Below are 23,093 nucleotides of genomic sequence, written 5' to 3'. Positions count from 1 at the left end.
GTCCGTCGTTAATGCTGGTGTACCGGCGACATCGACCTCGGTACTCTTACTGTTACCATCTGTATCGGTCGTCTTGACCGTCAACTTACCACCGTCGGCATCTACTGGGACATCGACTGTGTAGTTACCATCGGCATCAACTGTAGCTGGATATTCTTTGCCAGATTCGTCAGTGACTACCACTGTATTACCTGGTTCAGTTTTACCCGTTACCGTCGTTGTACCGTCAATGTTCTTCGCTGGATCAGTGGTCAACGCTGGGGTGCCGGCGACATCGACCTCGGTGCTCTTACTGTTACCATCAGTATCGGTTGTCTTTACCGTTAACTTGCCACCATCGGCATCTACTGGAACGTCGACTGTGTAGTTACCGTTGTCGTCAACCGTAGCGGGGTATTCCTTACCGGCTTCATCAGTCACAACAACTGTGTTGCCTGGCTCTGTCTTACCCGTTACTGTCGTTGTGCCGTCAATGTTCTTCGCTGGATCAGTGGTCAACGCTGGGGTTCCTGCTACATCAACATCAGTACTCTTACTGTTGCCGTCAGTATCGGTCGTCTTTACCGTTAACTTGCCACCATCCGCATCCACTGGAACATCGACTGTGTAGTTACCGTTGTCGTCAACTTCGGCTGGATATTCGTTACCGGCTTCGTCAGTGACTACCACTGCGTTGCCTGGTTCAGTTTTACCCGTTACCGTCGTTGTACCGTCTACGTTCTTCACTGGATCCGTAGTCAACGCTGGCGTACCCGCTACATCAACTTCGGTACTCTTACTGTTACCATCCGTGTCAGTCGTTTTGACGGTTAGCTTACCACCATCGGCTTCCACTGGAACATCAACTGTGTAGTTACCATCGGCGTCAACTTCGGCTGGGTATTCTTTACCGGCCTCATCGGTTACAACAACCGTGTTGCCCGGCTCAGCTTTACCCGTTAACGTTGCAGTTTCATCCACGTTAGCAGCTGGATTTACGCTCAATACCGGCGTACCTGCTACGTCTACTTCTGTACTCTTACTGTTGCCATCAGTGTCGGTTGTCTTTACCGTCAACTTGCCACCATCCGCATCAACTGAGACATCGACCGTGTAGTTTCCATCCGCATCAACTGTAGCTGGATATTCTTTACCAGATTCATCAGTCACAACGACCGTGTTGCCTGGTTCTGTCGTACCCGTTACTGCGGTTGTGCCGTCTACGTTCTTCGCTGGATTAGTCGTTAACGCTGGGGTCCCGGCGACGTCTACTTCGGTACTCTTGCTGTTGCCATCAGTGTCGGTTGCCTTTACCGTCAACTTGCCACCATCCGCATCAACTGGGACATCGACCGTGTAGTTTCCATCCACATCAACTGTAGCTGGATATTCCTTACCGGCTTCATCAGTCACAACAACTGTGTTGCCTGGTTCTGTCGTACCCGTTACCGTTGCAGTTTCATCTACGTTGCAGCTGGAGCCACAGTCAGCGCTGGGGTCCCGGCTACATCTACTTCAGTACGCTTACTATTACCAGCAGCATCCGTAGCTTTCACCGTCAATTTACCACCATCAGCGCCAACTGTTACTGGAACAGTGTATTTACCACTGCCATCGACCGTTGCCGTGTACGTATTGCCATCGGCATCCGTCACGGTTACGGTGCTACCTGGCGTTGTGGTCCCGGTAACGGCAGTCGTGCCGTCAACGTTCTTAGCATCATCTGGGGTCAAATCCGGTGTAGCGGCAACCATTACGTCCTTAGTCGTCACGTTACCTGCTAGATCAGTGGTTGTCACTGTCAGCTTGCCACCATCAGTTCCAACTGTTACCGGAACAGTGTAATTGCCATCGGCATCAACTGTGGCTGGGTAGTTATTCCCCGCTTCATCGGTCACAACGACGGTGCTACCTTTTGGCGTAGTCCCTGTGATCGTGGTCCCACCATCCGTGTTGATCGGTGTCGTTACCGTCACTTCTGGTGTTGCTGGTACTGTCACCGTGGTTACCGTGCTGTTGCCCGCCGGATCAGTGGTCGTCATCGTCAGTGGTTCACCTTCAGCGATGGTTGCGACAGTCGCAAAGCTGAATTTGCCATCAGCATCCGCCGTTGTTGTTACAGTTTGACCATCGTGATCGACTAACTTGACTGTTGCGCCCGGAGTCGTCGTTCCTGTAACCGCTGCGTTGTTATCCTGGTTCGTGACTTGCGAAATTGTCACAACTGGCGTACTGTCCGCGGTCAACTTCTTGCTGGTACTGTTACTATCAGCGTCGGTCGTCTTAACAGTCAAATCACCGCCATTAGTGCCAACCGGTACATCCACCGTGTAACTGCCGTCAGCTTTGACCGTTACTGGGTAAACCTTACCAGCAGCATCGGTTACCGTGACCGTGTTACCGGCATCAGTGGTACCAGCTACCGTAACGTTCCCATTCGCGTTAACGATTGGTGCAGTTGTTAAAGCTGGCGTTGGGTCCGCCGTAACGTCCTTGCTGGTGATGTTGCCATCAGCATCTGTGGTTTTAACCGTTAATGATCCACCGTCAGTTCCGACTGGCACATCCACCGTGTAATTACCCTTATCATCAACTGTGGCTGTGTAGCTCTTATCACCATCAGTTACTGTCACGGTCGAACCTGGCGTGGTCGTACCCGCAACAGTCGTTGTACCATCCGTGTTTTTAAGATCATTAGTTGTTAAATCCGGTGTTTTGGCTACCGTGATGGCTTGAGTCGTGGCGTTACCGTCACCGTCGTCAGATTTAACGGTTAAGGTTGCGGCGTTTGTCCCGACTGGAACATCGACCGTGTAGTTACCATCGGCGTCGACTGTTGCTGTGTAACTGTTGTTGCCATCAGTTACCGTCACCGTTGATCCCGGTGTCGTGGTACCTTTTACTGTTGTCGTTCCGTTGACGTTTTTGGCATCATTAGTCGTCAACGCTGGCGTCTTCGCTACTGCAACTTCTTGCGTTGTGGCGTTGCCGTCACCATCATCAGACTTAACAGTTAAGGTTGTGGCATCCGTCCCGACTGGCACATCAACAGTATAGTTACCCTTGTCATCAACTGTGGCTTTGTAGCTATTATCGCCATCAGTTACTGTCACCGTTGACCCTGGCGTGGTCGTACCCGTTACCGTTGTCGTACCGTTGACGTTCTTAGCATCGTTAGTCGTCAACGCTGGAGTGCCAGCTACCGCAACGTCTTTGGTTGTGGCGTTACCGGCACCATCGTCAGATTTAACAGTTAACGTTGTGGCATCAGTTCCGACTGGCACGTCTACCGTGTAGTTACCTTTACCATCGACCGTAGCCGTATAGCTCTTATCGCCATCAGTTACCGTCACCGTTGAGCCCGGTGTCGTAGTACCTGTTACTGTTGTCGTACCGTTGACGTTTTTGGCGTCATTCGTAGTCAACGTCGGCGTCTTCGCTACCGCAATATCTTTAGTTGTGGCGTTGCCGTCACCATCGTCAGATTTAACGGTTAAGGTTGCAGCGTCTGTCCCAACTGGAACATCGACCGTGTAGTTACCTTTATCATCAACCGTGGCTGTGTAGCTCTTATCGCCATCAGTTACCGTCACCGTTGAACCCGGCGTCGTCGTACCCGTTACCGTTGTTGTTCCGTTGATGTTTTTGGCATCATTCGTCGTCAACGTTGGTGTCTTCGCTACCGTAATATCTTGGGTTGTAGCATTACCGGCACCATCATCAGTTTTAACAGTTAAGGTTGCGGCGTCAGCTCCAACCGGAATATCTACCGTGTAGTTACCTTGATCATCAACTGTAGCTGTGTAGCTCTTGTCGCCATCGGTTACTGTAACCGTTGATCCTGGTGTTGTTGTACCAGTTACCGTTGTTGTGCCGTTGACGTTCTTAGCATCATTAGTAATCAACGCTGGTGTACCTGCTACGGCAACGTCCTTAGTTGTGGTATTGCCGTCGCCATCAGTAATCACTACTGTTGTCCCTGGCGTTGCCTTACCCGTTACCGTAGTCGTGCCATTGTTGTTCACTACTGAATCTGCAGTCAACACTGGCGTTGCAGGTACAACTACATCAGTGCGCTTTGTATTTCCAGAAGCATCAGTTGTGGCTACTGTAATCTTGCCGCCATCTGTTGAAACTGGCACATCATTCACGCTATAGGTACCGTCTGAGCCAACCGTCACGTCATGTGTGTCGCCATTACCGTCAGTAATGACTACTGTTGTCCCTGTCGTTGCCGCACCCGTTACCGTGGTCGTGCCATTGTTGTTCACTACTGGATTTGTAGACAACTCTGGCGCTGCTGGTACTGTCACGTCGGTACGCTTCGTGTTACCAGCCGCATCAGTTGTAGCTACCGTAACTTTACCGCCATCTGTTGAAACTGGCACATCGGCCAAACTGTAAGTGCCATCTGGGGCAACCGTCACGTTATGCGTGCCGCCATTACCATCCGTAATGATTACTGTCGTACCGGCCACTGCGGTACCCGTTACTGTCGTCGTGCCATTGTTGTTCACTACTGGGTTCGCAGTCAACACTGGTGTTGCTGGCACCGTTACATCAGTACTCGTTGTATTACCAGCTGGGTCAGTTGTGGCTACCGTAACCTTGCCACCATCTGCTGAAACTGGCACGTCAGTCAAACTATAGGTACCTTCTGAATCGACCGTCACGTCATGTGTGTCACCGTTGCCGTCAGTAACGACTACCGTGGTTCCTGCGTTGCCGTACCTGTTACCGTCGTCGTGCCGTTGTTGTTCACTACTGGATTGGCAGTCAACGCTGGTGTTGCTGGTACCGTCACGTCGGTACGCTTTGTGTTACCATCTGTATCGGTCGTAGCTACAGTTACCTTGCCACCATCTGTAACTGGGACATTGTCTAAGCTATAGGTACCATCTGGGGTTACCGTCACATCATGTGTTTCACCGTTACCATCAGTAATCACTACCGTTGTTCCCGGCGTTGCCGTACCCGTTACCGTCGTCGTGCCGTTGTTGTTCACTACTGGATTGGCAGTCAACGCTGGTGTTACTGGCACTGCCGTATCGATACTCTTAGTATTGCCGTCAGTATCAGTTGTGGCCACTGTAACTTTGCCACCATCCGTAACCGGTACATTATTTAAGCTATAGGTGCCGTCTGGGTCAACTGTGACATCATGCTTGTCGCCATTACCGTCAGTAACGACTACCGTTGACCCTGGCGTTGCGGTACCCGTTACCGTCGTGGTGCCATTGTTGTTGACTACTGGATCTGTAGTCAACGCTGGCGTCCCCGATACTGTCACATCGGTACTCTTAGTATTACCATCAGGATCCGTGGTCGTCACTGTAATCTTGCCGCCATCTGTAGAGACTGGGACATCATCTAACGTATAACTGCCATCTGAGTTCACGGTAGCATTATGCTGAGCGCCGTTGCCATCCGTGATGACTACCGTTGAACCTGGTTTAGTCGTACCAGTTACGTCAGTCGTCCCGTTGTTGTTCACTACTGGATTGGTAGTCAACGTTGGCGTTGCCGGCACTGCCGTATCAACTCTCTTAGTATTGCCAGCCGTATCAGTTGTGGTTACCATAACTTTGCCGCCATCTGTAGCAACTGGCACATTGTCTAAGCTATAGGTGCCGTCTGGCTTCACCGTAACATCATGGGTATCGCCATTACCATCAGTAACGACTACTGTTGAACCTGGCGTTGCCGTACCCGTTACCGTCGTCGTGCCATTGTTGTTGACTACTGGATTGGTAGTCAACGTTGGCGTTGCCGGCACTGCCGTATCAACGCTCTTAGTATTGCCATCCTTATCAGTTGTGGTTACCGTAACTTTGCCACCATCTGCAGCAACTGGCACATCAGCCAAACTGTAAGTGCCATCCGGGTCAACCGTCACATCATGCGTATCGCCATTACCGTCAGTAACGACTACCGTTGTCCCTGGCGTTGCGGTACCCGTTACCGTGGTCGTGCCGTTATTGTTGACTACTGGACCTGTAGTCAACGTTGGCGTCCCCGATACTGTCATATCAGTACTCTTAGTATTGCCATCAGAGTCCGTGGTCGTCACCGTAATCTTGTCGCCATCTGTAGCCACTGGCACATCATCAAAACTGTAAGTGCCATCTGGGTTCACGGTAGCATTATGCTGATCACCGTTACCATCCGTGATAACTACCGTTGAACCTGGCGTTGTCGTACCCGTTACGTCAGTCGTTCCATTATTGTTAACGACTGGATCAGTCGTTAACGTTGGCGTGCCGGGCACATCGACTTTGGTACTCGTACTGTTACCACTTGGATCGGTCGTCGTTACGGTGACTTGTCCGTCTGTGGTACCAACGGGAACATTATCCACCGTATAACTACCATCTGAACCAGTTGTAACTGTATGTTTATCACCATTTGCATCGGTCACGTCGACAGTTGCGTTAGGGACCGTTGTCCCCGTGACCGTCGTTGTGCCATTGTTATTAACGATTGGATCAGTTGATAACGTTGGCGTTGCATTTACCGTTACATCCTTGGTTAAACTGCCACCATTGTCATCGGTCGTCGTCACCGTCAATTGGCCACCATCAGTGCCAACGGGAACGTCAACTGTGTAACTACCATCGTCGCCAACGGTGACAGGGTAGGTATTGCCTGCATCATCCGTTATACTAACGGTCGTTCCAGGCGCCGTCGTCCCGGTCACAGTTGTCGTGCCGTTGTCGTTACCGCTCACCGTCATGCTAACAACGGTTAAGGTCGCAGTTGAGTTAGTAAAATCCAGCTCATCAACACTCACACCGTAAGCCGTCGCAATTGCTTGCTTACCAGTATCAGATAGGTCGATCGTGTAACCGCCCGCTACTAAATTAGCGTAAGCGCCACTCACAACTGTGCCATCCTTAGAGATCACAACGTCATCACGCGTTAACGTCACGTTTGGATCGATTGTATTTTCAGCAATGTTTAGTGAAATACTTGGGTTGGCATCGCCTTGTTGCATCACCGTTGAGTTCAGTTGTTGGGCCTGCTTAATGTAGCTCACAACGTAGTTTCCAGTTTGTTTATCATCTGGAATCTCAGTTGCTTCAGTCCACGAACCATCATCCTTGGTGTAGCCGGAAATGTAGCCGTCAACTTGTTGAATCGGTACTGCTGTCAGCGCTGTTCCGAAAGTGATATTGCTACCGCTAGCGTCTTTGACCGGCGTGTTGGTCGTATCAACGGCTATCGTGGTGCCAGTGTCAGTTTGAACGACACCCGAAACCGTAGTGCCGTCTGGCATCGTGTAGTCCGCAACGCTTCGGGTTGGTTGGGTCCCATTGGCCTTGTAGTAAACGTTCAACGTGTTGTAGGCACCACTAGTTGAAGCACCCATCATACCCGTGTTCACCGTGGTCACTTTGCCGTTTTGGTAAGTGCCGTTATCATCCGTCCCGGCAGCCCCAACAAAGGTAAAGCCTTCAATGGTTGGTGCACCAAAGACCGTTTCACCAGTTGTTGTGGTCCCAGATACGGTTAGATTGCTCCCAACGTTGGTATTAACTGTCGTTGAAGTTTGAAGCACCTCACCCGTTTCACGTTGATGTAGTTGACCGTGGTAGGTTCTGTAACTTTGGTTAAGGTAAAAGAGTTGATTCGGCCCAAGTAGTTTGCGCCACCACTTCCGGCTGCCGCGAACATTGCGACTGACTCAGCTTGATTGAGTTGAACGCTTGTCACCGTCAATTTTTTGACCGCACCGTTTGTCACATCGGTTACAGTTGCGGTAATCGTTCCGGTCACCTTACCATCAACTACCGTTCCAGTATCAGGGGTCCACTTGTAATCAAATAAAACATCATAGGCCTTACCATTAACTTGAGCCGTGTGGGGGTTGGTCCCAGCTGGGTTAGTTACGTCAGAGGTACTATTGGCTTTATCCATATTCATCTGAACGAACGCACTACCATCAGGCGTTCCAGTACCATCAGTTTGACGAATCGTTAATGATCCGTTAGGCGTGTCATTATAACCAGGCTGACCAGATTGATAGTTGTCAAAGCCGATAAAAGTCGTATCCTTTTGACCAATAATCCCAATATCAGCACTTGCACTTGCGCCCGCACCAATCCCAGCTTCACTAGGATTAACGGGTTGCAAAATAATCCCAATACCGCCACCACCGTTAAGCTTATCTAGTGATAGTTCACCTTGAATTTCAAAACTCTGCGTCGTATCAATTTGATTTCCAAATGAATAAGATGTCGCCGTATTTGTTACCTTATCTGTCAGCAATTGAATCCACTGCTTACCAGTCGCTGGATCCGTGTAAAGTTGTCCAAAGATGTCCTTATTAGCGGTAACTTTTGAGTCAGTTTGACCGTTAAAAACATCAGTAATATCAGTTGGAATTGTTGTTGAAGTTGCGGCAGAGGCATCACCAGCATTAACTGCCAAGGCAATATCCGACACGTTACCGTCATCATCCACGTATTTGCCATCTAACTGGTCCACAGTTGCAATCGACTTTGGTTCTGCAACGAGGGCTCTAGACATCATTAAGCTCTGCTTGGCGGCCGTTGCCGTAGTGGTTTCATCGGCGACAACTTGGTTTGAAGCCGCACTTGCCGTTTGCGCACCGGTGGTATCTGTCGATGTGTTGTTTGTCGTGTTATTCGTTGTTGTATCAGTTGTGGTTGGGTTGGTGACTGCACTGTTATCAGACGCAGGCGTCCCAGCCGTTTCGTTACCAGTAGCAATTGTCGTTGGCGTTGTCACATCAGAAGCCGTTACCGACTTGTCAGTTTCGGTCGTGCCAGTACTACAACTGTTGCCGTCGTGCTATCCGCTGAGGCTGTGGTATGACTTAACAGCATCACTGAACCCAGCGCAACAACTGATAAACTTGCGTAAACGAAACGCTTCCCCACTTTATACATTTTGTAGTGCTGCTTCGCATTGCAGCGCATGATCTTGTTACGATTCCCCATATTCATTACTCCTCCAATATCAAAAGTAACCCAGTTTTAGACTTCAAAAAAATCCGGAACCACTATTCCCTTAGCGGTGTCGATTCGTCAGCAAACTTGATTGCTCTTGACACGAGAAGCCGTTGCTTCAAGTGTGCACTCATTTTTACTCCTCCTTGAAAAATAAGCCATTATTTAATTGTTAGTTAGCTAAAACTTCCCCCAATTAGACATTTCCTATGCGAATCAGTGCCAACGTCCCCGTTATCGAATTGGCCTGATCACCTCGTTGGTTCCACCCATCGAGGCTAGTCGTTTCTAATCGTAGTGATAAACATACCGCTATCATTAAAAACGTTCATCCGCTTAAATTCTATTGGTCCCTATATTATACATTAAAAGTAAGTGGAATAGCACCAATAAGCTATAATTTTTTTGTTAACTTTTTTAACATTCTTGACTAATTCAACTATCAATTGACTTGTACACTATCAGTTTGTGCCAATTACCGGGAAAGGTGAGGGTTGAAATTCACAAGCGTTTGCTTTTTTCAATCATTATCCTGTGAAACATTTTTATTGCTACAGCCTTTTGTAACATCTCACGAACGCAAAAAACAGGTATCAACCCCAAATCGAAGTTGATGCCTGCTTACTTTATTTTTCGTACCTAATCGTGCTCTCGTTCACTCTCAACCCGCTGCCGTTCCAACGCCCGTAGCTCCTCTTCCGTAGCCACCATATGGTCATCGTAATGGTCCAACTTAAAGTGCAGGTGATCGATTGCGGCTTGAATATCATCGCGCCGCTCTTCCATCTCTGCTAACTGCGTTTGGAGAAGCTCGATTTGTTCACGCGTGTTATCTTCCTGCGCGTCAAACAGTTGGATGTAGCGGCGAAGGTTTTCGATGCTCATCCCCGCTGCCCGCATTTGGCGTGCGAATTTAATTCGGCGCAAAATGCGCTCGTCGATGTCTCGGTTACCCGTATCGGTGCGGTCAATCGTTGGGATAAGGCCCTCTTTTTCGTAGTAGCGAATTGCTGCCGATGAGACCCCCGTCAGTTCACTTGCTTGTTTAATGTTCATTTTAAAATTCCTCCTACCGTTTCTTCAAACCAATGTTGATGACTGCCAACAGCGCGATGCCCATCAATACGACCATTAACGTAACCGAATGATTGTAGCTCACCGTTGGATTAACAATGCCCGACGTCAACAACGTGATCACGGACAGCCCAAACGAACTGCCGACTTGGTGCACCGTATTCACAACACCGGACGCTGAGCCGGCAATTTCCGGATCCGTATTGGCAACGCCGGATACCGTCAGCGGACTTAACGTGAAGCCTTGCCCGATACCAATGATCACCATTGGCACCGCGATAGCCCAGAAATACCCTGCCTGCACTTTAACGATCGCCGCCATCAATAAGCCCAAGGTGGTTAAAATCGTGCCCGCCAACATGATTTGAAAATTACTGAACCGGTCGTTCAACCGCGTTACCAAGGTTGCAAAGATAAATTGTGGCACTGTTTCGGGTAAGAATCCTAGCGCTGCCAACAGTGGTGTAAAGTGGTACACGTTTTGCATCGCCTGTGGGGTAAGGAAGAAGTACGAGATCATTGCACCGAGAAAGAAGAATCGGGCAATGTAGGCGCTGCTGCGTTCACGGTCTTTGAACAACCGGAGTGGCATGATTGGCGCATCGGTTCGGTGCTCCTGCCAGATAAAGATGGCTAAGAACACAACGGCGATGAGTAACGTCACTGCTGGGTGACTCGCACCGTTGATACTGTAGACTAGCGCCACAATGCCGATTACTGAGGCGAAGGCCCCTACCCAGTCAATTTTACCACGAGTGGGTTCGCTTGCCGGAATGTATTTTAACGTCAACAACACCATCACGATGCCAATGGGGACGTTGAGCAGGAAGCCCACTCGCCAAGACAGGTAGCTGGTGATCAAACCGCCAATCACTAGGCCAAAGCTGGCACCTAGCCCACCAGTAGCGCCGTAGTAAACGATGGCGCGGGTGCGCATGTTGTTTTGGTAGCTGTCCATCAGTAGTGCTAACGTGGTCGGCGCCAAAATTGCGGAACCGACACCTTGCAGTGCCCGCATCGCGATCAGCATCGCACCATTCATTGCCAGTCCAACTAGCAGTGAGCCGATACTGAAAATCACCAAGCCAATTAAAAAGACCCGCCGGCGCCCAAAGATATCCCCAGCCCGGCCGCCTAACATCAATAACCCGCCAAAAGTTAAGGCGTAAGCATTTGTCACCCACGATAAGGTCTGGGCATTAAGGGTTAAATCCTGCGCCATCTTCACCGTGCTCGTGAACACGATGGAATTGTCCAGCAGGATCATAAAGTAACTGATCAGAATGATGGGGAGCACCATCCCGAATTTGGATTGTTTTGCCATGAATTAAATTGCCTCCGTTTTGCTTCGTTGTGTCACCTACGAGAACTAAGGTTAGCCCCTTGAAGTAACTTGAAGGCAAGGGTTATTTTGAAAAAAAAATTCAAACTATTTTGCCGATGCTTGCTAAAACAACGAAAAAGTAGTGCCTCACGCTTATAAATCCTAACCGTAAGGCACTACTTTTCAATTTAATTTCATTAGCGATGACGCCTATTCCCCATCAATCAACAACAACGACTTAATCGCTTCTCGCTTATCCATCGCTTCATAGGCCGCCTGAACTTGGTCCAGCGTAAACCGCTTGGTAAACACCTTTCCGGGATGAATCTGACCGCTTAAAACGGCGTCCAACAAGACATTGCGGTCATCTGTTGTTACCGGTGCCACGCCACCACGCAGGCCAATATTCCGCCAAAACAGCGCATTCGTATCCATCGTTGCTTTCTGAGGCACGCCAACGCGACCAACAATTGCGCCAGCTCGCGCAACCTTCACCGCCGTATCAACGGACTGTTCGGTCCCAACGCATTCCAAAACGGCATCTGCGCCATTGCCATCAGTCAGAGCCATCACGCGTTCAACGGCGGCATCGCCTCGTTCAGCAACAATATCAGTTGCACCAAATTCCGTGGCCAACCGTTGCCGGTCTTCGTGCCGACTCATCGCAATGATCCGAGTAGCGCCCCGTAATTTAGCGGCAATTACACCACACAGACCAACCGCGCCATCGCCCATCACAACAACGGTATCGCCGGCCTTAACTTCGGCACTGGCCGCCGCATGGTACCCGGTTGCCATCACATCAGACAACGTCAGCAAATCGTTCAACTGCGCATCCGTGTAGTCACTTGGCTTGCCCGGAATCTTCACCAACGCCCAATCGGCATTGACGAATCGCAAATACTCGCCCTGATACCCAACGATTTCACTCGCTGGCTTATTTTGACAATCACCCGCAAAGCCGGCCAAACAAGCGGCACAGTGCCCACAGCCGTGAGTAAATGGCGCAATCACAAAGTCACCGGGTTTCACGTTGGTCACACCTTCACCCACTGATTCAACTACCGCAATGGCTTCGTGCCCCACTGGACTGTTGGCCTGCCGCTTTGAAATGCCACGATACCACCACAAATCAGATCCACAAACGCAGGCCCGCACAATTTTCAAAATTGCATCTTTCGGATCCTGAATCGTTGGCTTTGGCAATTCTTGAACGGCCATTTTACCTGGTTCAATAAAGACTGCTGTTTTCATCATTAAAAATCTCCAATCTCTTCTATATAATAGTTACTTCCGATTGATGCCCAAACTCTCCCGGGCACCGAACGTGTCATCATGCGCTAACCGCACCACTAAATCAGCAATGCTCTTCCGAGAAACATCGTGACCGCCAAATGGTTCATCCTGTCGCGTAATTTGATAATCGGTATCATTGCCATTATCAAACCACCCCGGTCGAATCGTGGTGTAGTTTAGTTCAGAAGCCGCAATCACGTCAGCGGCATCACGATAATCCTGCAAAACCGGGTTACGACGTAAGTTACCACTGGCACCAACGCTGGCAGGAATCTCGTTGTAAATCCCCATTGAGGTAATAAACAGTAACCGAGAAACGCCAGCCGACTGCATCGCATCAACTAAGCGTGTCGCCATCTGAGCCAATTGCCCGCTCAACGCCGCAAAAACCACGTCTTGGCCAACCAGCGCCCGCTGCAACGCATCCGCATCCAGCACGCTACCAGCAACCGCCGTTTCACGAGCCGCATCCAATTGTCCTAATCGCCCAACATTGCGCGCCATCAACGTTAATTGATCATCCGTGTGATCTAAGAAATACTGCCGCGTCACGCGCCCAACCGAACCCGTGGCGCCAATAATTAAAATATTGGTCATCGTCATCCTCACTTTCGCTCCTGAAGTAACTTTCAATACCCTTACTTTAGACCCTTCAAGTAACTTCAAGGCAAGGGTTATTTTGAAGTTTTTTCACCCAATACTGAGAGCGCTGATTTTTATGCGGCTTTGGCGAGCGAAGCGATGACAAACAGCCTTCACCCAAAATCCACCCAATGCTTACGCTGGACACAAACGACAGCAAATATCAATGAAAAAGGCCATGAGCATCACCACCTACTTGGCGATACTCATGACCTTGTTTCAATACCATTAGACAGCAATTCAACAACCGAACCCGCTTGATTCTGAGAAATCGCATTAACACCACGGGTTCGTGCACTTCACTAACCTTGCCGTCCTACAAATTAAGCTTGTTTGCGTTTCTTAACCACCTGCAAGATCACGGCCAAGATGATGATCACACCTTTAACGAACCGTTGCGGCCCTTGCGCCACGTCCAACAGGTTCAACCCGTTGGCGATAACGCCGGTGATCAGCGCCCCGATGATGGTCCCGGAAATGGCACCCTTCCCACCTTGCATGTCGGTCCCGCCAATCGCAACCGCGGCGATGACGTCCAGTTCGATCCCGTCAGCAGCGGTTGGCACAGCAGAGTCCAACCGCGCCGTTAAGATGATGGCCGCCAACGCACAGCAGACACCCGAGATGATGTAGACAAATGCAATGTGGCGCTTGACATTGATGCCGGATAACTTAGCGGCCACTTCATTACCACCGATGGCGTAGATGTGGCGGCCAAACTTGGTGTAGCGTAACACGTATGCTCCCAAAATGAAGATCACCACCATGATGATGGCGGGAATTGGAATCACGCCAATGCTGCCGCCTAACACGTCAAAACTCTGGGGTAACGTATAGACGGGCTGCCCGCCGGAGATGGTGTAGGCCAACCCCCGAAACATGGTCATGGTCCCCAACGTTGCCACGAAGGGTTGCAGGTTTAACTTGGCGATCAGGAACCCGTTCAAGGCCCCCACCAAGCCACCAACGACGATGCCCGCTAGGATGGCACCGATCACTGGTACACCCGCCTTCATCATCATGGCCATTGCCAGACCATCAAAGGCGATGATCGACCAACGGACAGGTCAATGCCGGCCGTTAAGATCACGTAGGTCATCCCCACCGCTACGATCCCAACCTGCGCAATTTGTAGCAGCACGTTGAAGATGTTATTGACGGTGGTAAAGTTTGGCGCAAATAACGCCATGGCAACCACTAAGATAATCAGCGCGATCGACACGCCGAAGTTATCGTTCGCGATGAGTTTGGTCAAGAGACCAGGTTGCTTTTGAACCGTATTTTTTCCATTCACATTATCCATTGTCCTCGACCTCACTCGTCGCTAATTTCATGATGCTGGCCTGAGTGGCCGTTTCACGGTTGAGTTCGCCGGAGATCCGGCCCTCTCGCATGACCATGATTCGGTCACTCATGCCAGAACTTCGGGCAATTCTGATGAGATCATCAGGATGCGACGCCCTTTTCCTTCAGTTGATTCATAATCGCGTAAATTTCAGTCTTGGCGCCCACATCGATTCCTCGGGTGGGTTCGTCCATGATCAGCACTTCGGGTGCGACTTCCAGCCACTTGGCTAAAACCACCTTCTGCTGATTACCACCACTTAAAGTCGCAACTTTTTGCTGACCACTGACCGCTTTGATCGCCAACTCATCCATAAATTGCTGTCCAACCTGCTTTTCACGCTTGAGGCTCAGCGCGCCACTACCGCTTTGAACCGACTTCAACGCTGGCAGGGTGATGTTTTGACAAATATCCAAGGTCATCACTAAGCCTTCGTCACGCCGGTTTTCAGTCACAAAGCCCACGTGGTTGCGAATCGCATCCGCCGGCGTCCGAAACTGCACGACCTCACCGTTCAAGGTCACCGAACCCGCCGTGTAGCGGTCGGCCCCAAAGATAGCCCGAGCCACTTCCGTTCGACCAGCCCCCATCAACCCAGCTAAGCCAACGATCTCACCCGCGTGCACCGCTAAGTCCACGTCTTGGAATCGGGTGCCGCTGAGATGACGCACCCGCAGCCGCTCCGGCCCCGGTGCCACGTCAACGTGTGGAAACTGATTCTTGATCTCCCGCCCGACCATCATCGTGACTAACCGATCATGGGTGGCGTCTTCAATGGCGATTTCACCAATCGTACTGCCGTCTCGCATCGTGGTGACCGTATCGCCCACAAACTTGAACTCTTCCAACCGATGGGAAATGTAAATGATCGAAATGCCGTTGCGTTTCATGTCATTCACGATTTCAAATAAGTGGGTGATCTCTTCGTCCGTTAAAGCCGCCGTTGGCTCGTCCATGATGACGATCCGGGCTTTGGTCGAAAGGGCCTTCGCAATTTCGACCATTTGTTGCTGGGCAACGCCCAATTCAGAGATCCGCTGCTTAGGATTGATGGCAACGTGCAGTCGGTCTAACACCGCCTGTGCTTCACGGTTCATGGCGTCAAAGTCGATCCGTCCGCCACGACCCGTGAGTTCGCGTCCCAGAAAAATATTTTCAGCAACGCTGAGCTGAGGAACCAAATTGAATTCCTGATAAATCATACTGATGCCGTTTTGTTCGGCGTCAGCTGCGTTCGTGATTGTCACCGGCTTACCGTCGATAAGGATCGTCCCGCTGTCCTTGTGATAGGCTCCGGTTAGAACCTTCATCAACGTGGATTTACCGGCACCATTTTCCCCCAGCAAAATATTGACCTTCCCACGCTGCAGGGTCAACGCGGCATTTTTTAAAATCTGAACGCCCGCGAAACTGATATTGATGTCTTGCATCTCTAAAATGATGTCAGTTTTTTCCACGTTGTCTCACCTTACTTTGTGTATTTGGCCACGTTTGACTTATCCACAACCACCGTTGGAATTTCGTTAATGACGTTAGCCTTCTTTTGACCTTTGATTGCCTTGATGGCATCTTGCACAGCACGCTTACCCATCATCTTAGGGTTAGTGTAAACGGAACCGGTGACGGAACCCTTCTTGATAGCAGCCAAGGTGTTCGGGTTACCATCGATCCCGATAGTGATGGCGTTCTTGATGCCGGCTTGCTTAGCAGCTGAAGCGGCACCTAAAGCCATTTCATCACTCAAGCCGTAGAAGGTGTTGATGTCCTTGTTCCCTTGGTACATGTTAGTGGCCGTATCCAAGGCCTTACCACGATCCCAGTTAGCAGGTTGCTTAGCGACAATCTTGATGTTCTTGTATTGCTTAGCTGCGTCCACGAAGCCGCCTTCCCGGTTTTCGGTAAATACCCCAGGCAAGCCTTCAAGGATCCCAACGTTCAACTTCTTATCGGCATACTTCGTGCCAAGCCATTTAGCAACACTGGCGCCGGCCTTCTTTTGGTCGTAACCAACGTAAGAGTAAACCTTGGCGTCTTTAACTTTACTAATTGAGTTGAAGACCACAACGGGTACTTTGTCACGGTTAGCCTTCTTAACGGCTGCCGCCATCGTCTTGTCATCAGTGGTACAGATGGCAATGGCGTTAGTGCCCTTACTCAATGAATCTTCAACGATCTTCAACAGGCCTTCGTAATCGTCTTCCTTTTGTGGTGCCAAGACGTTCAACTTGTACCCTTGGGCCTTGGCTTCTGCTTGGCACCATCGATTGTTGATTTATAGAACGGACTCACCATGGCAGGTGGCAAGAAGGTGATCGTTTTTTCACTCTTGCTAGACGAGCTACTTGAACTCTTATTCCCACAGGCGGCCAATCCACCGACCATCGCAACTGCTGCTAAGCCAAGCATGGCTTTTTTAAAGAATGATTTTTTCACTACAAGTCCTCCCCAGTACTTAACAACGTGATTAAGCCGTTAAATACAATTACATAATATGAGCTGTGTCCTTACGCAAAGCATTGTATCATCGTGATATTTTAAATTCAACGTCATATTTGTGCGTAAATCAGGTGTTATTTTTATGAAAGCTTATTTTCATTCAGGGAAATTGCTGGTTTGTGGTGGGTTAAATAAATTTTATGTTTTCATTACTACGTGATAATAGTTTTGAGCGGTTGAGGCCGTCAATTGGTTTCAATCTGACGTTAGAATGGCGTGGTAAGGCTGTGAAATCAACGTTTTATTATTTCCGTTACAACTGTTTGCTGAACTTGTTATACTATAAGTAATCAACTACTCACTTACTGGAGGTCGAACAATCATGACAACTGAACAAGAACGAATGCTGGCTGGCGAAATGTACAACTCCATGGACGCTGATTTAGTGGCGCAACGCGAATCGGCACATAATGACTGCTTAGCCTATAATCAACTCCCTGAAGCAGCGGAAACTGAACGGCAAACGTTGGTAGATCACCTCATGCCCAACCATGGCGAGGGTTGCTACTTACAGGGTCCCGTCCAATTTGATTACGGGCGCTACATCACGGTGGGCGATAACTTTTACGCCAATTTCAACTTCACGGTACTAGACGAAGCACCGATTACGGTTGGCAACAACGTCATGTGCGGGCCTAACGTTACACTGGTCACCGCCCTTCACCCTCTGCGTTATCAGCAACGCAATATGAAGACCAAGGATCGTGATGGCGAGGATTACAGTTACGAACACGCCCTACCTATCACGATTGGCGATAACTGTTGGCTGGCTAGCAACGTCACCGTCATTGGCGGTGTTACGATTGGCAGTGGCTGTGTGATTGGTGCCGGCAGCGTAGTTGTTAAGGATATTCCGGCTAATTCGCTGGCTGTGGGGAATCCTTGTCGGGTGGTTCGAGAGATTACGGAAGCGGATCAACTTGGCGCTGACGGTATGCCTAGATAACTAACTATTACAACCTAAAAAGCAGTGCGCCAATGATCATCATTAGTGCACTGCTTTTAATTTAATTTCAGTTACTTCAATTCCTGCGGCATCTCAAACCCCTGTGCCTTCAAAATCGCGCCAATTTCATCCCGGTGCTTCTGATCCGCCCCAAGGTGTCGGCGAACCAGACTCGTAAACGTTTCGGGTCGGGCATTACTCCCCCGACTAGTATAGTAATCGCTAATGGCTTGGTCATAGTCAGCCATTGCATCCGCTTGGAAAGTTGGGTAACTGTCTTCACCAACCACCAACTGCCGTGGTAACCGTGGCTTTTGATCAGGCACCGTTTCCGGCACCCCTACCATCAGCAAGTAATGGAAGGTGTATTTGGCAAATGAAGTAAATCAATCATTTGTTGCGGATCGTTTAAAATACTCCCCAGTACCACGCCGCCCATTCCGGAGCGTTCCGCCGTGGCCAACACGTTTTGGACAGCCAAGGTGGCATCAAACGCTCCGGCTAAGAATGCGTTCCAGTTGGTAAAGGTGTGCACGTTGCTCCCCGGTTCAGTCAAACGAATATCACGCCCGGTATCAACAACAAAGATGAACAGTTCACCGTTATCCTGACGCAGTGCCAGACTACCGCTGATCTTTGAAATTGCAGCCCGTAGTTCCGGCTTAGTGATGCGAATCAAGGTAAATGATTGTAGAAACTCACTGGTCGACGTTGCGCGAGCGGCATCTTCCAGTGCCCGATAATCAATTTTAACCGGCTTAAAGCGCCGAATGGTACGGTGTTGCAATGATGCTGAATCCATGAACTCATCTCCAGAATTGTAATTATCGTTTATGATAGCACAATCTTGGGAGATTACCGTATTTGAAGACCGCTTAAGCCCCGAGTTTACAAACACATTTCCCCACCAAATTCTAAAAAATCATCTCATAAACCGCATATTACCGTTAAGAAAGCACTTCAATTTTCACGGTGTCTAGCCTGTCTCTCTCACTGGGATTCAATCTTGTACTCATCTACTTTGTTAAGTAACTACCGAACTGCCATTGTTCTCTAATTGCCCCTTGATAGTCTGAAATCGTGATTAACCCGCTATCGGACAATTGAATTGCAGTCCGGGTAACTGACAATCGTTTAAGTCAAATACTTACAGAATCATGGGAGGTTCGCAACATGGGGGATCAACGAAAACAATTGGCTCATCTAACTCGGCTAATGATGAGCTTATTACTAACCACAGCCGTGCTAGGGCGTACAACACTACCCGCACACGCCGCAACATCACCAAATGCACCACAACCGTCATCAACTCAAATTCGGCCAACGGTGCGCACACCATATAACCCAATTGAAAGTGACACCTTTTTAACCCATCAGGCATCGACGTGAACGCTATCAACCAAACGGATGACCTGAAAGTGGCCGCACTCTTCCACATCTTCGCTAATCAGGCTGCACTGATTGCTGATACTAATGGTAACTTAGCCGTGGGGAGCCTTACTCAAGCTAACGACTTCGGCACCCGTGGCACTTCGCCTAATTTGAGTACTAGCGACATTAATTACATTCAACACTTAACTGCCACTATTTCGGATAACGCCTTTCGTAACCCGATCTTTAACCACGTGGTATTTGGCAATTCAATTAAACTCGATGCCAAAAACGATCAGGTCTACGTCAACGGTCAGCGAAGTTCGTTGAAAACGGCAGATGTTCGTCAAGATCCTGCTGATCAGGTCTATATTGATTTGCCAACTGTGTTCCAATCATTAACGCAAACCGCAACTGATTTCGCTAGTCAGCCAGAATCTGCCGGGGTTGTGAGCGACTATTCAGACCTGAATAATCGCACAATTGACGTGTCGAACGCAACGACCACCAACGGCCACGTTTACGTTAGCGTTCCCTACCGGTATTTGCACGACTCACAACCACTCACGATCAAGGGGCTTGCCAGTGAACTCACGGGACCAACCGTTGTCATCAACGTCACTGATCTGCCCGACAAACCAACAATCAACACCCAAACGTTATTAAAATACGAGCAGGATCCTCAAGCAATCACCAACGGCGAATCTCACCACTACCCTAACCACCTCTTATGGAATTTTGGCATTGGTAGTCAGGCCATCACCTTCAGCGGCGGTCGCTTTATGGGTAGCGTCTTAGCCCCTAACGCCTTGCTTGACGCTCAGGTTAATGTGGACGGCAACTTGGTTGCTAATCAAGTCACCATTTCTGGCGGTGAATCTCATCGTTGGGACTTGCAGCCCGGAACGGATACTGATACGGATAAGCCAACGGACCCAGATAAACCAACCGATCCTGATAAGCCCACAGATCCGGAGAAACCAACCGATCCGGACAAGCCCACGGAGCCAGGCAAACCGACTAACCCCGATAAGCCCACAGAACCAGATAAACCAACGACACCAGAAAAGCCAGCCAAACCGGCAGAACCCAATCAACCAATCGCACCGGAAAAACCAGGGTTGCCTACTCGCCCAAGTCCGCCTCACGAATCAGCGCCTTCAACCGATTTAGATAACGTCACAACAACTAACACCACCTCGGCTCATCAAGCGCCAAGTTCGGCCATCGTTCGACCAGCAGCCTCACGTATTTTTACTTCAAGCGCTCACGCTACGCCAGCTCAGGAAGCGACTGATAACGCGCAATTACCTCAAACGAGTGAACCAGTGACTAGTCAAAATTGGCTAACCTTACTTGGCGCGAGTCTCTTAACCATTTCCTCGAGTCTACACTTCCGGCGCTCCCGTAACGAGTGAGTCAAAATTAAGTGCATTAAAGTTTCGTCACATGACGGGACTTGCTATAATCTCAAACGAAAAGGAGCGACTGACAACTATGAGCTATAATCTGACCGACGAACAATGGCAGCGTATCGAACCACTATTTCCGACTCAGGTTACTGGTCGTCCCGCTGCTGATAAGCGCCGCATCTTAAACGGAATTATTTGGATTGCGAGGACGAATAACCCCTGGCGCATGCTACCACCGGAATACGGGCCGTGGCAAACTGTTTATTCTCAATTACAAAAGTGGATTAAATTGGGTATTTTAACGCAAATTATTGAAGAACTTCAGAAAACTGATTGGGAGTATACGAACTTAACCGCAACGGATGGTCGATTAGGTTTGGATCAACAAGCGGACTAAGGTAAGCACGCATCAATTTTCTGGTTAGGGCCTTTCATGTCAAAAATTTAATATTTAGCCTTAAACCATGTATTCACCTCAATTTTGAGGACGATAACTTCCCTGCTTTCTTGTCGGTCTAAAAGGTTACGCCTATAATATGCCTATTCACTGGGAGGCTTTCAACATGAAAATCAACACATGGATGTTATCATTAGCAGTTGTCGCTGGCGGTGTTTTGGGCATTGGCACGATGCAGACGACGGTCCACGCTAGCGCATCCGTTCGCTACTACACCAACATTAAGAACCAAAATGTGACGGTAACCAATGCGAACGCGCCAGTCTGGACGACTGCTTCACTGAAGCACAGATCTGGCACCATGCAAAATTACGGCACAACGGTGCAACAATACTACGCCGCTCACATCCGCAAACGTAACGGTAAAACCTACGTTTACTACAAATTCCGCGTTGGTAAAAAGACCGGCTGGGTATGGCATGGGTATTTGAAAACCAGCGCTACCAGCTCAACCACGACTACGCCAAACAAAACGGTCAACGGCATCACAGTCACTAATTCCGACAAATTGCCAGTTGAAAAAGTTGATTGGAACAGCATCACCGGTAATGGCACCTTTTCAGCAGATAAGACGCTGATGCAGCTGTTTCCAAATGCTATCTACAGCGATGCGTTGTATTCAACTGCCAAAAGCTATAACAACCTTGATGACGGCGTAGATCGCGGTAATTACTTTGATACTGATGAAACGGCCACACTGGCAAAAAATCTCGGGGTCAACAGTAGCGTGACACCTGTGATTATCAAGGCCTCCGTCAGCGAACCAGAACCATTCACTAAAACAGCGATTGAAACGGCTTTGACTAAGGCTGGTTACGATGCTACAAAGCGAGCACAATTTAGCGGTTGGTACATCGGCGGTTCGATTGAGCCTGACAGTTGGCTGATGAAGGCGCCTATGGTGGGATGACGACCATTATTTTGATTCCCAACAAGTAGTTGGCGAGGTAAGAACCGTTCGTTTAGACATCTGCATCAACCAAAAGATCCGCGAATTCCTAGTTTGGAAGTCTGCGGATCTTTTTTCTGTCGATATAATTGGGTTTAAGTTAACGCACTAGTTCGATAGTTACTAATATCGCCTTTTTTCAGCTTTTTAAGCACTCAAACTAGCCTGCTCATCAATCATCCTGTTCCACCGCCAAAACCTTTCCAGACTGCGCATTGACCTTCACGCTAGTCTCCTGTCCCTGATTTTCAAACTGAATGTCCCAGTATGTTTGACCAGCTTCTCGTTCGAGAGAGATCTCAGTCGCAGCTTGTCCTTTAGCTTTGCTCCGGGCGTTTTGAACGGCTTTACTAACGCTGATCAGGTGATCTAAGTTCAGCGCCTCAGCCTTTCGTTCGACACCGTTAGCTTCATCCGTGTCCAGTGCCTCGCTCTTTTTATCAGTAACCGTCGCCGTCTTCGCATTTAGGTTTAACGAATATTCCTTGCTATCATCAACGCCCTCAACCTCGTACTGGTAGTCACCTAACTGTTTTTCTAGGGAGAGCCCAGTAATATCGCTGTTTGGAAATACCTGCTGATACCGCTTGATTGCGGTGGCCGCGGACACTTTCACCTTCGTAACGTCTGTCGTTGTTGTCGACTGACTGCTCGTACTTGAACTAGGACTACTTGCGGACTGGCTGCTGCTAGTTGCTTGACTACTTTGATCATCAGACTTCGACGCATTGTTGGCGGAACATCCCGCTAAGGTCAATGAGAGAAGTAACGCTAACATTAATTTGGCTTTCATCGCGTAGACACCCTTTCTAAATGGCGGTCAGTGGTTT

The 23,093-nt window shown here is 49.3% G+C and carries 22 protein-coding genes and 1 pseudogene; 5 read left to right on the top strand and 18 right to left on the bottom strand.

Going from position 1 to position 23,093, the window contains the following annotated elements; translation table 11 throughout:
- The 15 genes and pseudogenes from JCM2765_RS18070 to JCM2765_RS06910 form a co-directional block, all read right to left on the bottom strand.
- Positions 1-255 (bottom strand): Ig-like domain-containing protein (locus JCM2765_RS18070; protein ID WP_225352025.1); only part of this gene is annotated, 255 nt, incomplete at its 3' end.
- 27 nt (positions 256-282) lie between these two features.
- Positions 283-1,431: pseudogene (locus tag JCM2765_RS06975) on the bottom strand (Ig-like domain-containing protein); the annotation flags it as partial.
- Between the two features lie 11 nt (positions 1,432-1,442).
- Positions 1,443-4,652 carry a beta strand repeat-containing protein gene (locus tag JCM2765_RS06970; RefSeq protein ID WP_156301711.1) on the bottom strand — a complete coding sequence of 1,070 codons (3,210 nt, stop codon included), beginning with the start codon at positions 4,650-4,652 and terminating at the stop codon, positions 1,443-1,445.
- 32 nt (positions 4,653-4,684) lie between these two features.
- The gene (locus tag JCM2765_RS06965) at positions 4,685-7,537 is read right to left on the bottom strand and encodes a beta strand repeat-containing protein (RefSeq protein ID WP_054735401.1); all 2,853 of its coding nucleotides are present in this window, start codon (positions 7,535-7,537) and stop codon (positions 4,685-4,687) included.
- On the bottom strand, positions 7,489-8,730 hold the full coding sequence (locus JCM2765_RS06960) for a lectin-like domain-containing protein (protein ID WP_054735398.1): 1,242 nt from the start codon (positions 8,728-8,730) through the stop codon (positions 7,489-7,491). The genes JCM2765_RS06965 and JCM2765_RS06960 overlap by 49 nt, the downstream gene beginning before the upstream one ends.
- Before the next feature lie 11 nt (positions 8,731-8,741).
- Positions 8,742-8,942 carry a KxYKxGKxW signal peptide domain-containing protein gene (locus JCM2765_RS06955; protein WP_054735395.1) on the bottom strand — a complete coding sequence of 67 codons (201 nt, stop codon included), beginning with the start codon at positions 8,940-8,942 and terminating at the stop codon, positions 8,742-8,744.
- Positions 8,943-9,590: 648 nt separating this feature from the next.
- Positions 9,591-10,007 carry a MerR family transcriptional regulator gene (locus JCM2765_RS06950; RefSeq protein ID WP_054735393.1) on the bottom strand — a complete coding sequence of 139 codons (417 nt, stop codon included), beginning with the start codon at positions 10,005-10,007 and terminating at the stop codon, positions 9,591-9,593.
- Between the two features lie 13 nt (positions 10,008-10,020).
- Entirely contained in the window at positions 10,021-11,349 is a 1,329-nt protein-coding gene (locus tag JCM2765_RS06945; RefSeq protein ID WP_054735390.1) for an MFS transporter, read from the bottom strand.
- Positions 11,350-11,559: 210 nt separating this feature from the next.
- Positions 11,560-12,603 carry a zinc-dependent alcohol dehydrogenase family protein gene (locus tag JCM2765_RS06940; protein WP_054735387.1) on the bottom strand — a complete coding sequence of 348 codons (1,044 nt, stop codon included), beginning with the start codon at positions 12,601-12,603 and terminating at the stop codon, positions 11,560-11,562.
- 33 nt (positions 12,604-12,636) lie between these two features.
- Complete coding sequence (locus JCM2765_RS06935) at positions 12,637-13,242, bottom strand: NAD(P)H-binding protein (RefSeq protein WP_054735408.1); 606 nt, start codon at positions 13,240-13,242, stop codon at positions 12,637-12,639.
- A 368-nt stretch (positions 13,243-13,610) separates the two neighbouring features.
- Positions 13,611-14,315 (bottom strand): ABC transporter permease, encoded by a 705-nt coding sequence (locus JCM2765_RS06930; protein ID WP_054735385.1) that lies wholly within the window; start codon positions 14,313-14,315, stop codon positions 13,611-13,613.
- Positions 14,306-14,590 carry a hypothetical protein gene (locus JCM2765_RS06925; protein ID WP_054735380.1) on the bottom strand — a complete coding sequence of 95 codons (285 nt, stop codon included), beginning with the start codon at positions 14,588-14,590 and terminating at the stop codon, positions 14,306-14,308. The genes JCM2765_RS06930 and JCM2765_RS06925 overlap by 10 nt, the downstream gene beginning before the upstream one ends.
- Before the next feature lie 143 nt (positions 14,591-14,733).
- Positions 14,734-16,089, bottom strand: coding sequence for a sugar ABC transporter ATP-binding protein (locus JCM2765_RS06920; protein ID WP_225352023.1), 1,356 nt, complete (start codon positions 16,087-16,089; stop codon positions 14,734-14,736).
- Positions 16,090-16,100: 11 nt separating this feature from the next.
- On the bottom strand, positions 16,101-16,847 hold the full coding sequence (locus JCM2765_RS06915; RefSeq protein ID WP_162231401.1) for a sugar ABC transporter substrate-binding protein: 747 nt from the start codon (positions 16,845-16,847) through the stop codon (positions 16,101-16,103).
- A gap of 5 nt (positions 16,848-16,852) precedes the next feature.
- Positions 16,853-17,065, bottom strand: a complete 213-nt coding sequence (locus tag JCM2765_RS06910) for a hypothetical protein (protein WP_054735375.1) — start codon at positions 17,063-17,065, stop codon at positions 16,853-16,855.
- Between the two features lie 385 nt (positions 17,066-17,450).
- On the opposite strand from JCM2765_RS06910, the gene JCM2765_RS06905 reads away from it, so the two are divergent.
- Positions 17,451-18,074, top strand: a complete 624-nt coding sequence (locus JCM2765_RS06905) for a sugar O-acetyltransferase (protein ID WP_054735373.1) — start codon at positions 17,451-17,453, stop codon at positions 18,072-18,074.
- Between the two features lie 71 nt (positions 18,075-18,145).
- Here the strand turns inward: JCM2765_RS06905 and JCM2765_RS06900 are convergent, their stop codons facing one another.
- Positions 18,146-18,400, bottom strand: coding sequence for a nitroreductase family protein (locus JCM2765_RS06900; RefSeq protein WP_054735370.1), 255 nt, complete (start codon positions 18,398-18,400; stop codon positions 18,146-18,148).
- 20 nt (positions 18,401-18,420) lie between these two features.
- Positions 18,421-18,876 carry a nitroreductase family protein gene (locus JCM2765_RS06895; protein WP_054735368.1) on the bottom strand — a complete coding sequence of 152 codons (456 nt, stop codon included), beginning with the start codon at positions 18,874-18,876 and terminating at the stop codon, positions 18,421-18,423.
- 371 nt (positions 18,877-19,247) lie between these two features.
- On the opposite strand from JCM2765_RS06895, the gene JCM2765_RS06890 reads away from it, so the two are divergent.
- The 4 genes from JCM2765_RS06890 to JCM2765_RS06875 all read left to right on the top strand — a co-directional run bounded on the left by JCM2765_RS06890 (position 19,248) and on the right by JCM2765_RS06875 (position 22,224).
- Positions 19,248-19,463 carry a hypothetical protein gene (locus JCM2765_RS06890; RefSeq protein WP_054735365.1) on the top strand — a complete coding sequence of 72 codons (216 nt, stop codon included), beginning with the start codon at positions 19,248-19,250 and terminating at the stop codon, positions 19,461-19,463.
- Positions 19,460-20,863 (top strand): collagen-binding domain-containing protein, encoded by a 1,404-nt coding sequence (locus JCM2765_RS06885; RefSeq protein ID WP_054735363.1) that lies wholly within the window; start codon positions 19,460-19,462, stop codon positions 20,861-20,863. The genes JCM2765_RS06890 and JCM2765_RS06885 overlap by 4 nt, the downstream gene beginning before the upstream one ends.
- 79 nt (positions 20,864-20,942) lie before the next feature.
- A complete protein-coding gene (locus JCM2765_RS06880) occupies positions 20,943-21,254 on the top strand; it encodes a transposase (protein ID WP_054735350.1) in 312 nt (103 codons plus the stop codon).
- Positions 21,255-21,420: 166 nt separating this feature from the next.
- Positions 21,421-22,224 (top strand): hypothetical protein, encoded by an 804-nt coding sequence (locus tag JCM2765_RS06875; RefSeq protein WP_054735347.1) that lies wholly within the window; start codon positions 21,421-21,423, stop codon positions 22,222-22,224.
- Positions 22,225-22,435: 211 nt separating this feature from the next.
- On the opposite strand, the gene JCM2765_RS06870 is transcribed toward JCM2765_RS06875, so the two are convergent.
- A complete protein-coding gene (locus JCM2765_RS06870; RefSeq protein ID WP_054735344.1) occupies positions 22,436-23,056 on the bottom strand; it encodes a PepSY domain-containing protein in 621 nt (206 codons plus the stop codon).
- Between the last annotated feature and the right edge of the window lie 37 nt (positions 23,057-23,093).

Source organism: Secundilactobacillus similis DSM 23365 = JCM 2765, assembly GCF_001311075.1.
GTDB classification, from domain to species: domain Bacteria; phylum Bacillota; class Bacilli; order Lactobacillales; family Lactobacillaceae; genus Secundilactobacillus; species Secundilactobacillus similis.
This window is presented reverse-complemented; position numbering and strand designations above follow the sequence as displayed.

Bases quoted from the DNA above. Each gene is read 5' to 3' on its own strand.
- JCM2765_RS06890 (WP_054735365.1), top strand. From the start codon at position 19,248: ATGGGGGATCAACGAAAACAATTGGCTCATCTAACTCGGCTAATGATG.
- JCM2765_RS06930 (WP_054735385.1), bottom strand. From the start codon at position 14,315: ATGGCCATGATGATGAAGGCGGGTGTACCAGTGATCGGTGCCATCCTA.
- JCM2765_RS06870 (WP_054735344.1), bottom strand. From the start codon at position 23,056: ATGAAAGCCAAATTAATGTTAGCGTTACTTCTCTCATTGACCTTAGCG.
- JCM2765_RS06880 (WP_054735350.1), top strand. From the start codon at position 20,943: ATGAGCTATAATCTGACCGACGAACAATGGCAGCGTATCGAACCACTA.
- JCM2765_RS06940 (WP_054735387.1), bottom strand. From the start codon at position 12,603: ATGAAAACAGCAGTCTTTATTGAACCAGGTAAAATGGCCGTTCAAGAA.
- JCM2765_RS06895 (WP_054735368.1), bottom strand. From the start codon at position 18,876: ATGGATTCAGCATCATTGCAACACCGTACCATTCGGCGCTTTAAGCCG.
- JCM2765_RS06905 (WP_054735373.1), top strand. From the start codon at position 17,451: ATGACAACTGAACAAGAACGAATGCTGGCTGGCGAAATGTACAACTCC.
- JCM2765_RS06950 (WP_054735393.1), bottom strand. From the start codon at position 10,007: ATGAACATTAAACAAGCAAGTGAACTGACGGGGGTCTCATCGGCAGCA.
- JCM2765_RS06925 (WP_054735380.1), bottom strand. From the start codon at position 14,590: ATGGATAATGTGAATGGAAAAAATACGGTTCAAAAGCAACCTGGTCTC.
- JCM2765_RS06935 (WP_054735408.1), bottom strand. From the start codon at position 13,242: ATGACCAATATTTTAATTATTGGCGCCACGGGTTCGGTTGGGCGCGTG.
- JCM2765_RS06945 (WP_054735390.1), bottom strand. From the start codon at position 11,349: ATGGCAAAACAATCCAAATTCGGGATGGTGCTCCCCATCATTCTGATC.
- JCM2765_RS06955 (WP_054735395.1), bottom strand. From the start codon at position 8,942: ATGGGGAATCGTAACAAGATCATGCGCTGCAATGCGAAGCAGCACTAC.
- JCM2765_RS06875 (WP_054735347.1), top strand. From the start codon at position 21,421: ATGAAAATCAACACATGGATGTTATCATTAGCAGTTGTCGCTGGCGGT.